A 13940-nucleotide genomic window follows, 5' to 3' on the forward strand; every position below is an offset into this window, starting at 1 on the left:
GAGCGCGCAGACCTCCCGCATCCGCGGGGGGTCTTTTTGTTGCTCCCGGCGGTCCTGCCCGGCCGCGGCCCGCTTCCGCACCCGTCCACGAGAGAGGCGCACCACGATGTTCCAGGTGTACGACACCACGCTGCGCGACGGCGCGCAGCGCGAGGGGCTCACGTACTCCGTGGTCGACAAGCTGGCCGTGGCCCGGCTGCTCGACGAGTTCGGCGTCGGGTTCATCGAGGGCGGCTGGCCGGGAGCGGTGCCGAAGGACACCGAGTTCTTCCGCCGGGCGCGTACCGAACTCGACCTGCGGCACGCGCTGCTCGTCGCGTTCGGCGCCACCCGCCGCGCGGGCGTCGCGGTCACCGCGGATCCACAGGTTCGCGCGCTGCTCGAGGCCGAGACACCGGCCGTGGCCCTCGTGGCGAAGGCCGACCTCCGGCACGTCGAGCGGGCGTTGCGCACCACGGCGGAGGAGAACCTCGCGATGATCCGCGACACGGTGGCGCACCTGGTGGCGGAGGGCCGCCGGGTCTTCGTCGACGGCGAGCACTTCTTCGACGGCTACCGCCACGACCCGGCGTACGGCGCGGCCGTCGTCGAGACGGCGCTCGCCGCCGGCGCCGAGGTCATGGTTCTCTGCGACACCAACGGCGGCATGCTCCCGTCCCAGGTCACGGCCGCCATCACGGACCTGGCCGGCCGGCTCGGCGTCGACCCGGAACGGCTCGGCATCCACTGCCAGAACGACACCTCCTGCGCGGTGGCCAACACCATCGCGGCCGTGGAGGCGGGCGTCCGCCACGTCCAGGGCACCGCGAACGGCTACGGCGAACGGCCGGGCAACGCCGACATCTTCGCGGTGGTCGCCAACCTCCAGCTCAAGCTCGGGCTGCCCGTCCTACCGGAGGGCTGCCTGGAACAGATGGTGCGGGTCTCGCACGCCATCGCCGAGATCGCCAACATCGCACCCGACACCCATCAGGCGTACGTCGGGGCCGCCGCCTTCGCCCACAAGGCGGGGCTGCACGCGAGCGCGATCAAGGTCGACCCGTTGCTCTACAACCACGTGGACCCCGCCGTGGTGGGCAACGACATGCGGATCCTGGTGACCGAGATGGCCGGCCGGGCCAGCGTCGAGCTCAAGAGCCGCGAGCTCGGGCTGGACCTGGCCGGCCATCCGGACACCCTGGCCCGGGTCACGAAGCGGGTGAAGGAACTGGAGGCGGGCGGCTGGTCGTTCGAGGCCGCCGACGCCTCGTTCGAGCTGCTCGTCCGCTCGGAGCTGCCCGAGGGCGCCCCGGCCCGGCCGTTCGCCCTCGAGTCGTACCGGGTGCTCGTCGAGCACCGCGAGGACGGCGCCGTGGTCTCCGAGGCCACCGTGAAGATCCGGGTACGCGGCGAGCGGGTGATCGCCACCGCCGAGGGCAACGGCCCCGTCAACGCCCTCGACGAGGCGCTGCGGGTCGGCCTGGCCCGGCACTATCCGGAGCTGCGCGGCTTCGAGCTCGCCGACTTCAAGGTGCGCATCCTGGAGGGCACCACCGGCACCGGGGCCGTCACCCGGGTGCTGCTGGAGACCGCCGACGGTGACGGCCGCGACTGGACGACCGTGGGCGTGCACCCGAACGTCGTGGAGGCGAGCTGGCACGCCCTCGTCGACGCCCTCACCTACGGCCTGGCCCGCACAAAGGTCTGACCCCCGTCCACCCTCCGTCGATCATGCACTTGTGGTGGTGGATGAATCGGGCTGGACCGGAATCCTTCGGGCACCACAACTGCATGATCGGCCGGGCGGGGGGCGGGCAGGGCGCGGGCGGGGGCGGGGTTAGGGGACTGGGAGTTGGAGGGTTGCCAGGACCGGGCGGTGGTCGGTGCCGGGGAGGTGGAGCACCTCGACCGCACGCGCGGCGATCCGGCGGTCGACCAGGACGTGGTCGATGGTGACCGGGGGGATCGGGTCGCCGTCGTACGGACCCCACGTGCCGCTGAGCCCCGCCCCGGTGGCGTCGGCCGCGTCGACGTAGCCGGTGCGGAGCAGGGCGCGCAGCGGGCCGTGGTCGAGGGTCGCGTTGAAGTCGCCGGCCAGGATGCCCAGCGTCCCGTCCGGGCTGGCCGGTGGCTGCGCCGCGAGGTCGGCGCGCCAGAAACCGACCTGGTCGAGCGCGTACGGCGCGGCCGGATGCGCGGACTCCACCCGCACCGGTGGGGCGCCGGGAACGTGGACGGTCCCGTACGCCTGCGTGAAGCCCCAGGCGCCGCGGTGCTGCCGTACGCCGACGTCGCTGAGCGGGAAGCGCGCGTAGAGGCCGGAGCCGGGGGTGCCGTCGAGTGGGTTGAGCTGCCGGTGCGGCAGCAGCCGGTCCAGCCCGAGCCGGTCGAGTTCGGCCTGCGCGCGGGGCGTGAACTCCTGGACGACCAGCACGTCGACCCGGTGCCGGCGGACCAGGTCCACCAGCGTGCCCGGGTCGGCACCGCCGGCGAGCAGGTTGGCGGTGAGCAGCCGCACGGTCGGCCCGGTCGCCGCGGGCGGCGTCGAGGCGAGCGCGCGGGGCGCCACCACGGCCACCAGGGCCGCGACGACGACCGCCGCGACCACGGCGGGCCAGCGACGCCGTAGGGCGAGCGCCAGCACCAGCGGCACCGCGCTCCAGGCCGCGACGTACGGGGTGAAGGCGAGCGCCTGCACGAGCGGGCCGCGGTCCAGACCGGCGAGCCGGAGCACGGCCCAGACCGCCCCGGGCGCCACGGCGAGCCAGCAGAGCAGCTCGACCCGTCGGGTCCGGGTGGCAGGCGTGCGTTCCGGGGCACCGACGGTCATCGGAGCAACCTATCCCACGACGGCCGAGCACGGTGGACCGCTCGAACGTGAATCGTCCACCGTTCACTTTTCACAATTTCCCGAGCCGCTTTCCGGACAGTTTTCGCAGGCGCGACGGCTATTGACTGCCGGCTTTTCCCGGTGCTACGTTCCACCTGGTCGAAATCCCGCAACTCTGAGTAGTAATACCTGCTCAGCCAGGGTCTAGATCGCCGAGGATCCGACGATTAAGGTGCGCTCGATCTTTTTCCTCGACGATTTATGGCGGGTCGCTCGACGATGGATAAATGGCATCATCCGTCCCGCCCCGCGGGTCGGCCGAATTCTCACGGTCACACAAGGGGGACCTGTCATGTCCACATCATTCCGACGCAAGGCGGCCGCAATCGCGTTCGCCGTCCTCGGCCTCACCCTGGCCGGCGGCGGCATCGCCGTCGCCCAGCCGGCGGCGAAGGCGCCCGACGCCGTCCAGCCGGCCGCGCGGGGCACGAGCGCCCAGCCGCCGGTGTCGGCGGAGTCGGCCCGCGTGTCGCGGGCCCTCCGGGCGAACGCGACCACCCTGGCGGCCACCACCAGCATCACGGTCGTCAACGCCAACGGCACCCGTGCGCGCGGCACCGGGACCGTCATCAAGTACGGCACGGGCCAGTACGAGGTCCAGTTCGCCTTCACCGTCAGCTCCGGCGTCTTCGTGGCCACCATCGGCCGGGCGGACGCCTGCTGCATCCCGCCGGCCGGCGAGATCTCGGTGTCGGCGCGGCTCAGCACGCCCAACGGAGTCTTCGTGCAGACCCGCAACTCCGCCGGCACCCCGGCGGACCTGCCGTTCCACCTCGTCGTCCACACCTCCTGACACATCCGACGTCGGCCCCCGCGCGATCCACGCGCGGGGGCCGCGTCGTGCCCCGGCGTCCCGTCTGCGTCCGCCCGTGCCGCTCGTGCCGGCCCGGGCCTTCCGTCCCACGCTCGGGCGCTGCGGCACCATCCGGCACCGGCACGTCCCGTCCGGCCCCGATAATCCGACGTTTGTCGGTCCGCCGGCCCGGGAAGCAAGCACCGTGACGGACATCTCGGACACCCTGGCCAGCGTGCCCAGCCCGGCGGAAGCCGAACCGACAGCAGACGAGCTGGAACAGACCCTCTCCGAGGTCAAGCGCGTGATCGTCGGGCAGGACCGGCTCGTCGAGCGCCTGCTCGTGGCCCTCCTCGCCAACGGGCACTGCCTGCTGGAGGGCGTTCCCGGCGTGGCCAAGACACTGGCCGCGCAGACCGTCGCCACCGTCGTGGGCGGCACCTTCTCCCGGATCCAGTTCACCCCGGACCTCGTGCCCTCGGACATCGTGGGTACCCGCATCTACCGGGCGTCGCAGGAGAACTTCGACATCGAGCTGGGCCCCGTCATGGCCAACCTGGTGCTCGCCGACGAGATCAACCGGGCGCCGGCGAAGGTCCAGTCCGCGCTGCTGGAGGCGATGGCCGAGCGGCAGGTCTCGATCGGCGGGCGCAGCTATCCCGTCCCCGCCCCGTTCCTGGTGCTCGCCACCCAGAACCCCATCGAGTCGGAGGGGGTCTACCAGCTGCCGGAGGCGCAGCGGGACCGCTTCCTGCTGAAGGTCACCGTCGGCTACCCCAGCGACGCCGACGAACTGGCCATCCTCTACCGGATGAGCACCGACCGGCCCACGCCGCGACCGGTGCTCGACCCCGAACGGCTCCGGCAGCTCCAGGCCCGGGCCGAGCGCGTCTTCGTCCACCACGCGCTGGCCGAGTACGTGGTCCGGCTCATCCTCGCCACCCGGGATCCCGGACGGTTCGGGCTGCCCGAGATCGAGCCGCTGCTCGCGTACGGGGCGAGCCCGCGGGCCACCCTCGGCCTGGTCGCCGCGGCGCGGGCCCAGGCACTGCTGCACGGGCGCGAGTACGTGCTGCCCGAGGACATCCGCGACCTGGCCGGTGACGTGCTGGCCCACCGCCTGGTGCTCTCGTTCGACGCGGTGGCCGACGGTGTCACGGCCGAGTCGGTGGTGCGTCGGCTCGTCGAGGCGGTGCCCCCGCCCCGGCTTGCCGCCCAGCCGGAACAGGCGTCGGACCTGGCGGCGGCATGAGGCGCGGCAGGGCGCCCGCGGCCGTGCCAGCCGATCCGGGCCTCGCCGAGCTGGCCCCCGACCAGCGGTTGCGGCGGCTGGAACTGACCGTCACCCGGCGCCTCGACGGGCTGCTGCACGGCCAGTACCGCGGCCTGCTGCCCGGACCGGGCAGCGAGCCCGCCGGCAGCCGCGAGTACCGGCCGGGCGAGGACGAGGTGCGCCGGATGGACTGGGCGGTGACGGCGCGCACCACGGTGCCGCACGTCCGCGAGGTCGACGCCGACCGGGAACTGACCACCTGGCTGCTGGTGGACGCCAGTCCCAGCATGGAGTTCGGCACGGCCGAGCTGGACAAGCGGGAGTTGTCGGTGGCCGCGGTCGCGGCCGTCGGCTTCCTCACGGCGGGCGTCGGCAACCGGCTCGGCGCCCACCTGCTCGTGCCGTCGGGGCTGCGCCGGTTCCCCGCCCGCAGCGGCCGCACGCACCTGCTCGGGCTGCTCCGGGCCCTCCTGGCCGCCCCGCGCACCGGCGGGTACGACGAGGAGACGGCCCCCCTCGCGCCGCCGGACCTGGCCGACGCGCTGGCCGCGGTGCACCGGGTGGCCAACCGGCGGGGCCTGGTCGTCGTGGTCTCCGATTTCCTCGACGGCCTGCCCGACGACCCCGACGAGCCACCGCCGTGGGAACGCACCCTGCGCCGCCTCGCCGTCCGCCACCAGGTGCTGGCCGTCGAGGTGACCGACCCGCGCGAGCTGGAGCTGCCCGACGTCGGCCTCGTCACGCTTGTCGACCCGGAGACCGGTCGCCGTCGCGAGGTCTGCACCTCCGACCGCGGGCTGCGGGACCGGTACGCGGCCGCGGCAGCCGCCCAGCGTGACCAGGTACGCCAGGCGCTGCGCCGCAGCGGCGCCACCCACCTGCCGCTGCGCACCGACCGGGACTGGTGCGCCGACATCGTGCGACACGTGCAGGCCCAGCGCCGGCTGGCCGTCGCGCCGGCGGGGCCCGTCCGGGGAGGTGGCGCGTGACCTGGTTGTCGCCGGGCCGGCTCTGGCTGCTGCTCGGGGTGCTCGCCCTGGTGGTGGGTTACCTCGCCATGCAACGGCGACGCAGCCGGTACGCCGTCCGCTTCACGAACCTGCGCCTGCTCGACCGGGTCGCGCCGCAGCGCCCCGCGTGGCGCCGCCACGTGCCGGCCGGACTGTTCCTGGCCATGCTGGCCCTGCTCGTGGTCGGATTCGCCCGGCCGACGGCCGAGGTGCGCGTGCCCCGGGAACGGGCGACCGTCATGGTGGCCGTGGACGTGTCCACGTCGATGCTCGCCACGGACGTCGACCCGGACCGGCTCGCCGCGGCCAAGAGCGCCGCGAAGCGCTTCGTGGACGGGCTACCCGAGGAGTTCAACGTCGGGCTCGTCGCGTTCGCCGGCAGCGCGGCGGTGCTGGTGCCGCCCGGCACCGACCGGGAGGCGCTGCACGAGGGGATCGGGCGGCTCGCCGAGGGTGTCACGGGCGTGCAGGGGACCGCCATCGGCGAGGCCATCAACACGTCGCTCGGCGCCGTGAAGGGCCTCGACAGTCAGGCGGCGAAGGAACCACCGCCCGCCCGGATCGTGCTGCTGTCGGACGGGGCCAACACGTCCGGGATGGATCCCATGGAGGCCGCCACCGAGGCCGTCGCCGCCAAGGTGCCCGTGCACACCATCTCGTTCGGCACCCCGGGCGGCTTCGTGGACCGCGGCGGACGTCCCATACAGGTGCCGGTGGACGGTCAGACCCTGCAGGCGGTCGCCGACGAGACGGGCGGGATGTTCCACGAGGCCAGCACCACCGAGGAGCTGCGCGCGGTCTACGACGACATCGGCACCTCGGTCGGCTACCGGACCGAGCGGCAGGACGTCTCGGCCCGCTTCATCGGCCTCGGGTTGGTTCTCGCCATGGGAGCGGCGGCCGGCTCGATGCGCTGGTTCTCCCGCCTGCCCTGACGCACCTCCGGCCGGTCCACGCCCGGCCGGCGCCGCAGGACACCGACGTGAGGAGTACGCATGGCAGTGCAGACCGGACTGGGTGAGCCCCGCGGTCCGTGGTTCGTCTCGCCGGAGCTGGATCCGGACGGGCGGGCCCGGTGGGACGGCCCCGGGTCGGGACGGGACCCCGGTGGCCGGCGCTGGCGGGGGCGGCTGCTGGCCGCGCTGGCGGTGGTGGCGCTCTCCACCGTCTCGGGCGCCGCGGCGGGAGGCTGGGTGGCGAGCCGTGGCGGCGCCCCGGGTGAGACGGCCGCGTCCGCGGCGCCGGTGCCGGCGGAGCTGGTCACGGCCGCCGAGCGGACGGTCCCCGGGGTGGTGTCCGTCCTGGTCGGCGGCGGCTCGGGCGGTGCGGCGGCCAGCGGGTCCGGCTTCGCGATCGACGACCAGCAGCACATCATCACCAACGACCACATCCTCGCCAAGGGCGGCGGGGGGTCGGTCACGGTCGAGCTGCCCGACGGGCGCCGGTATCAGGCGGAGGTGGTCGGCCGCGAGTCCGGCAGCGACCTCGCGGTGCTCAAGGTGCCCCCGTCCGCGGGGCTCGCGCCGCTGCCGCTGGCCAAGCCGGGCTCCACCCGGGTCGGTGAGCCGGTGCTCGCCGTGGGATCGCCGCTGGGCCTCTCCGGCACCGTCACCGCCGGCATCGTGAGCGCCCTGAACCGCCAGGTGCGGCTGGGTACGAACCGGCACACGGCCGTGCAGACCGACGCCTCGATCAACCCGGGCAACTCGGGCGGGCCGCTGGTCAACGCCCGCGGCGAGGTGGTGGGCGTCAACACGGCCATCGCCACCATCGACGGCAACGGGTCGATCGGCATCGGCTTCGCCATCCCGATCGACCAGGTGCAGCAGACCGCCGACACGATCATCGGCAAGGGAGGCTGAGCTGCGGGTACGGGTGGATCTCGCCGATGGGAAGGCCCCCACTGTCGGATATCCGGCCCGAAAGCATCGGGCCATGGAAATATTACGCTGAGTATGGATACTGGCGGAGGTGGACGGTCCTCTCATCGCGGTCCTCCTGCTGGTGGGCCTGCTCGTCGGAAGTGGTGTGGGGTCGGCGTACGCCCGCGCGAAACGCGGCTGGGCCGACTACCAGACGGTGAAGAAGAGCGTGCCGGGCGCCCGTAAGACGGCCTGGCTGCTCATCCGGGCGGTCACCACGAAGATCGGCGTGATCGCCCTGCTGCTCATCGGCGCCGTCGCGTACGCCGCCGTCGGCCCCGACGACGAGACGGCCGGCCCAGCGCCGAGCCCGTCCGGAACCCCGAGCCCATCCGTGACCTCGACCGGCCGTCCCGGGCGTTAGCCTCAGGGTGTGGATGGCGAACTGCGGGTGACCGACCGCTGGGCCGTTCCCGCAGCCGAGCTGAGGGAACGCTTCTCCCGGTCGTCCGGGCCGGGCGGGCAGGGCGTCAACACGGCCGACACCCGGGTCGAGCTGAGCTTCGACCTCGCCGGCTCGTCCAGCGTGCCCGAGTCCCTGCGGGCCCGCGCGCTGGACCGACTCGCCAACCGGCTGGTTGACGGCGTGCTCACGATCACCGCCAGCGAGCACCGGGCCCAACTCGCCAACCGCGAGGCGGCGCGGGAGCGGCTCGCCGCGCTCCTGCGCGAGGCCGTGGCCCCGCCACCTCCGCCCCGGCGGCCCACCCGCCCGTCCCGGGGCGCCAAGGAGCGCCGGCTCGCCGAGAAGAAGCGCCAGTCCCAGCGCAAGCGCGAGCGCCGCGTCGACGGCGAGTAGCCGCCACCGGGCCGGAATTGATGGCGGGCGCCGGAATTAATGGCGGGCGCAGCCGCCGCGCCGCCCGTACCGTTTCCGGGCATGACCACCGACACCCTGCGGGACCTGCACGGCGTACCCGTGCTCGACTGCGCCGACGACGGCCCGGTGCTGCGCGACGCCGGTGACGCCCTCGACGTGATCGGCGACGCCCTGGGCCGCGGCGCGGAACTCGTCGTGCTGCCCGCCGGCCGGCTCGCCGACGACTTCTTCCGGCTGCGCAGCGGGGTTGCCGGCGATTTCGTGCAGAAGTTCGTCAACTACCGGCTGCGGCTGGCCGTGGTCGGCGACATCTCGGCCCACCTGGACGCCAGCTCGGCGCTGCGCGACTTCGTGACCGAGTCGAACCGGGGCCGGCAGCTGTGGTTCCTGCCGACCCGGGCGGACCTCGACGAGCGGCTCCGGCCCGCCGACCGGGGCGGGGCGTGACGGGCGTTTCCCGTCCTCACCGGTAAGCGGGTCGTGCCGCGGGTGAGAGCACCCGGTCGCACTCGGCGAGCAGGCGTGCGCGTAGCGGGGCGGCCCGTTCGGTGAACGACCGCTGCGCCCGCACGTACTCCTGCCTGCCCTCGAAGGTCTCGACCTCGATGGGCGGGTAACCCAGGTCGGCGAGGTCGTACGGCGAGGCCCGCATGTCCAGGGTCCGGATCTCGCGCGCCAGCGCGAAGCAGTCGGCCACGAGTTCGGAGGGGACCAGCGGGGACAGCTTGTACGCCCACTTGTACAGATCCATGTTGGCGTGCAGGCAGCCCGGCTGCTCGTTCGCGTGCTGCGTCTCCCGCGTCGGGGTCAGCAGGTTCAGCGGTCGGGCCGGGGCCGTGAAGAACCGGTACGCGTCGAAGTGGCTGCACCGGATCCGGTTCGCCTCCACGGTCCGCGCGGTCTGCTCCGGGCTGAGCCGCAGCGGCCACGCGTTGTGCCGTACCTCCGCCTGCGTCTGCCGGTAGACCATGGCCCACTCGTGCATGCCGAAGCAGCCGAAGTGCGGCTGTCGCCCGGCGGTGGCGGTCAGCAGCGAGCGGATCCAGCGGATCGAGTCGGCGCGCCGGGCGCGTACGGCCTCGGTGTCGAGCGTCACCCCCGCGGCGGTGGCCCGGTAGTCCCGGCCGAACGCGGCCGGCTCGGCCCCGCGCAGCTCGACCCCCGCGCCCGGATGCCAGCGGCGCAACTGCGCGGGACGGTGCGAGTAGTAGGTGAAGAGGAAGTCCTCCACGGGGTGCTTCTCGCCGCGCCGCCGCCGCGCCAGGTGCGGGGTGAGCCAGGCGTCGACCCGTTCCTCGTGGGCGCGCTGCCGCGCCGCCCAGTCCGCCGTGTTGAGCACGGTGGCGGGGGCGAGGGCGGCGGTCACCGCACCAGGGTACGACCGCCGCCCGCCCGCCGGTCAGGGCACGTCGACCCGCACGCCGGCGGAGAACACCCCGCTGCGCAGCTCGAGCTGCTTCGGCGGCTCCCGCCCGTCGACGCTGAAGACCAGCGGCAGCACCAACCGGCTCCCGGCGGCCACCGGCTGGGCGAACACGTCGCGGCCGAGGTTCGCCGTCCGGGTGGCCGGTTCGTCGATGGTCACCCACCGGCCGCCCGGCAGGTACGCCCGTTGCAGCTCCCCGTGCCAAGCCTGGTGCTCCGGCGTGAGGTTGCGCACCCCGACGGTGGCCTGGCACTGCCGGCGGGACGCCGCACCGGCGGCCGAGCAGGCGACCCGGTACACGGTGAACTCGAACGCCGTCTCGCGCAGCGGCACACCCACCTGCCCGGTGGCCCCGGTGCCGCGCCACGCGCCACTCGTGGGCTGCTTGTCCGTGTCGATCGCGGCGACCCGGCGGGTGGCCGTCCAGCCGGCCAGGCCAGCCACCCCGGCGAGCACCGCGAGGGCCACAACCGTCAGCAGCCAGACCGGCGGTCTGCGCCGGCGGTCCACGAGGCGGGGGCTCGCCGGGCGAGGGTAGATCGTGCCCCGGCCCTGTCGGGGATCACCGGCCGGCGCTCCACCGGAGGCCAGGGCCGCCGCGACGATCGGGCGCCGCCGCCGCTGGCGGCGCCACAGCCACCAGCCCGCCCCGGCCAGGAGCAGCACCCCGGCCACGGCGCCCAGGAGCACGGGGAGCTGCTTCCACGGCGGCGTTCCGGCGGGTCCGGGCGCCGCGGCGGGCGCCGCGTTCCAGGTCGCGGTGGCGCAGTCGTACGGCCGGTTGCCGTCGCTCGTGAAGGCGCACGCGGGCGCCGTCACGGCCTGGCCCGCCGGGCCCGGGGCGAGGGACGTGTTCAGCGTGGTGACGCTCCGCGCCGGCAGCTTCAGCCGCCAGGTGACCTCGCTGGCCGAGTGGCCGGCCATGCGACTGGCCCGTCCACCGGCCGTGATGACCGACGGCGCGGCGCCGGCGGGCAGTTCCTGGCGGATGGTGGTGTCCACCGGCGCGTTGCCGGTGTTGCGGACGTGGATGCGGTAGGCCGGCGCCGGTGTGGGCGCCGGTGCCACCGCCACGGTGACCGGTGGCTTGGCCGGCGGCGGCAACGCCCGGGTGGGCGTCGGGACCGCCGGCGGCGCGGAGGGCAGCCGGGCCGGTGACGACTCGGACGGCGACGGCTCCGGGGCCGCCACCGCCGGTCGCGCACGGGCGGCCGCCGGGTCGGGCGCCACCGCCGGCAGGGCCGGCACGGCGGCGAGGATGCCGAGGCAGTGTACGAACACCGCGAGGGCCTTGTGGTGTCGTGTCGATGCAGGCATACGAACGAACCTCCGGAGCCGACGCTATGGGCGCGGGCACGTCGTGCGGGTATGAAGTCGTGAAACCCGCCCCGACCACCGCTCCCTCGCGTACGCTGCCCGCCGGCGACGCACTCCGGGGCGGTCCGCGCGGCGCGCGACCCGGTGGGGCCCGCCCGTGTCGCCGGCGGGGCTAGATTTGCCTGGTGCGTATCGCTCGTTTCGCTCATGCCAAGGGAATGTCGTTCGGGGTCGTCGAGGGGGAGTCGCAGGCCGGTTCGCAGGGCCTGACGATCGCCGAGATCGAGGGGCACCCGTTCGGCCAGATCAGTTTCTCGGGCGCCCGCTGGGCGCTGTCCGACGTCCGCCTCCTCTCGCCGATCCTCCCGAGCAAGGTGGTGTGCGTCGGCCGCAACTACGCCGAGCACGCCGCGGAGCACGGCAGCGAGGTGCCGAAGGAGCCGCTGCTGTTCCTCAAGCCGTCCACCTCGGTGATCGGGCCGCGCGACGCGATCCGGCTGCCGATCTTCTCCAAGCAGGTCGAGCACGAGGCGGAGCTGGCGGTCGTGATCGGGGCGCCGGGGGCCCGCCGCGCGGACCGGGCCGCCGCCGAGCGCGCCATCTTCGGTTACACCTGTGCCAACGACGTGACCGCGCGGGACCTCCAGCGCTCCGACGGCCAGTGGACCCGGGCGAAGGGGTTCGACTCCTTCTGCCCGCTGGGGCCGTGGATCACCACGGGGCTGGACGTCACGGACCTGGAGATCCGCTGCGAGGTGGGCCCGGACCCGGACGCGCTGGAGGTACGCCAGCTCGGGCGTACCAGCGACATGGTCTTCGACGTGCCGGCGCTGGTGTCGTACATCTCGCACGTGATGACGCTGCTGCCCGGCGACGTCGTGCTCACCGGCACGCCGGCGGGGGTTAGTCCGCTCACCGACGGGGATACGGTGAGTGTGCGGATCGAGGGGATCGGCGAGCTCAGCAACCCGGTCGTGCCCGTCGCCTGATCCGGCTCCGACACCCGCGTACCCCCTGGTCAGGTGGGGTTCGAGGGGTTGGATTTGGCCTGCTGGCAGCGGGAGGGTAAAGTTCATTCCCGGCGCCGCAAGGGGCCAATGGGGTATGGGGTAATTGGCAGCCCGACTGATTCTGGTTCAGTTAGTCTAGGTTCGAGTCCTGGTACCCCAGCAACCGGTGTTCGCAAGAGCGTCGGTCGTTGGATTCTGCTGGAGTCCGCGTCGATCCCGGAAGGGGTTCGGCAGCGGGCTCTGATAGGGTTCGGCGGCACCGCCCGCACGGTGGTGTGGAAGAAGGTTCTGGCCCCGTCGTCTAGCGGCCCAGGACGCCGCCCTCTCAAGGCGGTAGCGCCGGTTCGAATCCGGTCGGGGCTACATCCGGGCACGGCCCGTCCCGCTTCGGTGGGGCGGGCCGTGACGCTTCTTCTGCCCGGTCTACCCACCCTGACCCGGTCCACACCCCGGGAGGGGACGCCGCTAGACTACAGCGGCAGCCGCCCGGCAGGGCGGTGAGCACGGAAAGTGCCTGGCCCCGTCGTCTAGCGGCCCAGGACGCCGCCCTCTCAAGGCGGTAGCGCCGGTTCGAATCCGGTCGGGGCTACATCGAACGGCCCGTCCCGCTGCGCGGGACGGGCCGTCCCCATTCTTGCCCCACCCCCCAGCCCGCCCGGACCCCCTCGCCCCGGCGCCTCCCTGCCGGTTGATCAAGAGGTTTGCGTCAGCGGCGGGCCCGTTCCTGACGCAAACCTCTTGATCACCGGGATGGGTGCGGGGCGGGGGCGGGGGGGCGCGGGCCGGGTGGGGGTGCGGGGTGGGGGGTTAGAGGCCGGAGAGGCGTTGGCCGGCGCGGACGACCGCCATGGCGTGGCGTTCGCCGGGTCGGCGGCCGAGGCGCTCGATCGGGCCCGAGATGCTGATGGCCGCGATCACCCGGCCGGTCCGGTCGCGGATCGGCGCCGAGACGCTCGCCACACCGGCCTCCCGCTCGGCGACGCTCTGCGCCCAGCCGCGCCGGCGGACCTCGGCCAGGGTGCGGCCCGTGAACTTCGACCGGGGGAGCAGCGGCATGACCGCCTCCGGCGGCTCCCAGGCGAGCAGGATCTGCGCCGCCGAACCGGCCGTCATGGGCAGCACCGACCCGACGGGGACGGTGTCGCGCAGTCCGCTGGCACGCTCCGCCGCGGCCACGCAGATCCGTTCGTCGGCGCGGCGCAGGTAGAGCTGCGTGCTCTCGCCGGTGGCGTCGCGCAGGGCCGACAGCAGCGGCTCCGCGGCCGTCAGCAGCACGTCGGGTGCGGCGTTCGCGAGCTCGCCCAGCCGCGGCCCCGGACGCCACCGCCCCTGTGTGTCCCGGACCAGCATCCGGTGGATCTCCAGCGCCTGCGCGAGCCGGTGCGCGGTGGCCCGGGGCAGCTTCGTGCGTTCAACGAGTTCGGCCAGGCTGGCGCCGTCGACGCAGGCGGCCAGGATGACCACCGCCTTGTCGAGAACGCCGACACCGCTCATACTGTG

14 protein-coding genes and 3 tRNA genes are annotated in these 13940 nt (G+C 73.9%); 13 read left to right on the forward strand and 4 right to left on the reverse strand.

Translation table 11 applies throughout. The features are described 5' to 3' along the window. Positions 1 to 106: 106 nt before the first annotated feature. The gene (gene cimA, locus ACSNOA_RS08150; RefSeq protein ID WP_436657322.1) at positions 107 to 1687 is read left to right on the forward strand and encodes a citramalate synthase; all 1581 of its coding nucleotides are present in this window, start codon (positions 107 to 109) and stop codon (positions 1685 to 1687) included. A 129-nt stretch (positions 1688 to 1816) separates the two neighbouring features. Here cimA and ACSNOA_RS08155 read toward each other — a convergent pair whose 3' ends face one another. Next, entirely contained in the window at positions 1817 to 2809 is a 993-nt protein-coding gene (locus ACSNOA_RS08155) for an endonuclease/exonuclease/phosphatase family protein (protein ID WP_436657324.1), read from the reverse strand. Between the two features lie 352 nt (positions 2810 to 3161). On the opposite strand from ACSNOA_RS08155, the gene ACSNOA_RS08160 reads away from it, so the two are divergent. The 8 genes from ACSNOA_RS08160 to ACSNOA_RS08195 all read left to right on the forward strand — a co-directional run bounded on the left by ACSNOA_RS08160 (position 3162) and on the right by ACSNOA_RS08195 (position 9134). Further along, the gene (locus ACSNOA_RS08160) at positions 3162 to 3662 is read left to right on the forward strand and encodes a hypothetical protein (protein WP_436657325.1); all 501 of its coding nucleotides are present in this window, start codon (positions 3162 to 3164) and stop codon (positions 3660 to 3662) included. A gap of 205 nt (positions 3663 to 3867) precedes the next feature. Then, entirely contained in the window at positions 3868 to 4914 is a 1047-nt protein-coding gene (locus ACSNOA_RS08165) for an AAA family ATPase (protein WP_436657326.1), read from the forward strand. Between the two features lie 23 nt (positions 4915 to 4937). Beyond that, on the forward strand, positions 4938 to 5924 hold the full coding sequence (locus ACSNOA_RS08170; RefSeq protein ID WP_436657327.1) for a DUF58 domain-containing protein: 987 nt from the start codon (positions 4938 to 4940) through the stop codon (positions 5922 to 5924). Continuing rightward, a complete protein-coding gene (locus tag ACSNOA_RS08175; protein ID WP_436657328.1) occupies positions 5921 to 6880 on the forward strand; it encodes a VWA domain-containing protein in 960 nt (319 codons plus the stop codon). The genes ACSNOA_RS08170 and ACSNOA_RS08175 overlap by 4 nt, the downstream gene beginning before the upstream one ends. A gap of 60 nt (positions 6881 to 6940) precedes the next feature. Next, a complete protein-coding gene (locus ACSNOA_RS08180; RefSeq protein WP_436657329.1) occupies positions 6941 to 7807 on the forward strand; it encodes a S1C family serine protease in 867 nt (288 codons plus the stop codon). Positions 7808 to 7916: 109 nt separating this feature from the next. Continuing rightward, the gene (locus tag ACSNOA_RS08185; protein ID WP_436657330.1) at positions 7917 to 8231 is read left to right on the forward strand and encodes a hypothetical protein; all 315 of its coding nucleotides are present in this window, start codon (positions 7917 to 7919) and stop codon (positions 8229 to 8231) included. 9 nt (positions 8232 to 8240) lie between these two features. Beyond that, on the forward strand, positions 8241 to 8666 hold the full coding sequence (gene arfB / locus ACSNOA_RS08190) for an alternative ribosome rescue aminoacyl-tRNA hydrolase ArfB (protein WP_436657331.1): 426 nt from the start codon (positions 8241 to 8243) through the stop codon (positions 8664 to 8666). Between the two features lie 81 nt (positions 8667 to 8747). Continuing rightward, complete coding sequence (locus ACSNOA_RS08195; protein WP_436657332.1) at positions 8748 to 9134, forward strand: DUF4180 domain-containing protein; 387 nt, start codon at positions 8748 to 8750, stop codon at positions 9132 to 9134. Positions 9135 to 9150: 16 nt separating this feature from the next. Here ACSNOA_RS08195 and ACSNOA_RS08200 read toward each other — a convergent pair whose 3' ends face one another. After that, positions 9151 to 10053, reverse strand: a complete 903-nt coding sequence (locus ACSNOA_RS08200; protein WP_436657333.1) for a 3-methyladenine DNA glycosylase — start codon at positions 10051 to 10053, stop codon at positions 9151 to 9153. Positions 10054 to 10086: 33 nt separating this feature from the next. Continuing rightward, positions 10087 to 11430: a hypothetical protein gene (locus ACSNOA_RS08205; RefSeq protein ID WP_436657334.1), complete on the reverse strand. Its 1344-nt coding sequence runs from the start codon at positions 11428 to 11430 to the stop codon at positions 10087 to 10089. 185 nt (positions 11431 to 11615) lie between these two features. Here ACSNOA_RS08205 and ACSNOA_RS08210 point away from each other — a divergent pair, with 185 nt between their 5' ends. From ACSNOA_RS08210 to ACSNOA_RS08225, 4 genes are all read left to right on the forward strand, one after another. Next, entirely contained in the window at positions 11616 to 12419 is an 804-nt protein-coding gene (locus tag ACSNOA_RS08210) for a fumarylacetoacetate hydrolase family protein (RefSeq protein WP_436657335.1), read from the forward strand. Between the two features lie 109 nt (positions 12420 to 12528). Further along, positions 12529 to 12600, forward strand: a tRNA-Gln gene (locus tag ACSNOA_RS08215). A gap of 130 nt (positions 12601 to 12730) precedes the next feature. Then, positions 12731 to 12803: transfer RNA gene (locus tag ACSNOA_RS08220), tRNA-Glu, on the forward strand. A 153-nt stretch (positions 12804 to 12956) separates the two neighbouring features. Further along, positions 12957 to 13029, forward strand: a tRNA-Glu gene (locus ACSNOA_RS08225). 218 nt (positions 13030 to 13247) lie between these two features. Here ACSNOA_RS08225 and ACSNOA_RS08230 read toward each other — a convergent pair. After that, positions 13248 to 13934 carry an IclR family transcriptional regulator gene (locus tag ACSNOA_RS08230; RefSeq protein WP_436657336.1) on the reverse strand — a complete coding sequence of 229 codons (687 nt, stop codon included), beginning with the start codon at positions 13932 to 13934 and terminating at the stop codon, positions 13248 to 13250. Positions 13935 to 13940: the final 6 nt, after the last annotated feature.

The sequence above is a fragment of the Micromonospora sp. URMC 103 genome, from assembly GCF_051386435.1.
Taxonomy (GTDB): domain Bacteria; phylum Actinomycetota; class Actinomycetes; order Mycobacteriales; family Micromonosporaceae; genus Micromonospora.

Bases quoted from the DNA above. Each gene is read 5' to 3' on its own strand.
- cimA (WP_436657322.1), top strand. From the start codon at position 107: ATGTTCCAGGTGTACGACACCACGCTGCGCGACGGCGCGCAGCGCGAG.
- ACSNOA_RS08155 (WP_436657324.1), bottom strand. From the start codon at position 2,809: ATGACCGTCGGTGCCCCGGAACGCACGCCTGCCACCCGGACCCGACGG.
- ACSNOA_RS08160 (WP_436657325.1), top strand. From the start codon at position 3,162: ATGTCCACATCATTCCGACGCAAGGCGGCCGCAATCGCGTTCGCCGTC.
- ACSNOA_RS08180 (WP_436657329.1), top strand. From the start codon at position 6,941: ATGGCAGTGCAGACCGGACTGGGTGAGCCCCGCGGTCCGTGGTTCGTC.
- ACSNOA_RS08195 (WP_436657332.1), top strand. From the start codon at position 8,748: ATGACCACCGACACCCTGCGGGACCTGCACGGCGTACCCGTGCTCGAC.
- ACSNOA_RS08205 (WP_436657334.1), bottom strand. From the start codon at position 11,430: ATGCCTGCATCGACACGACACCACAAGGCCCTCGCGGTGTTCGTACAC.
- ACSNOA_RS08230 (WP_436657336.1), bottom strand. From the start codon at position 13,934: ATGAGCGGTGTCGGCGTTCTCGACAAGGCGGTGGTCATCCTGGCCGCC.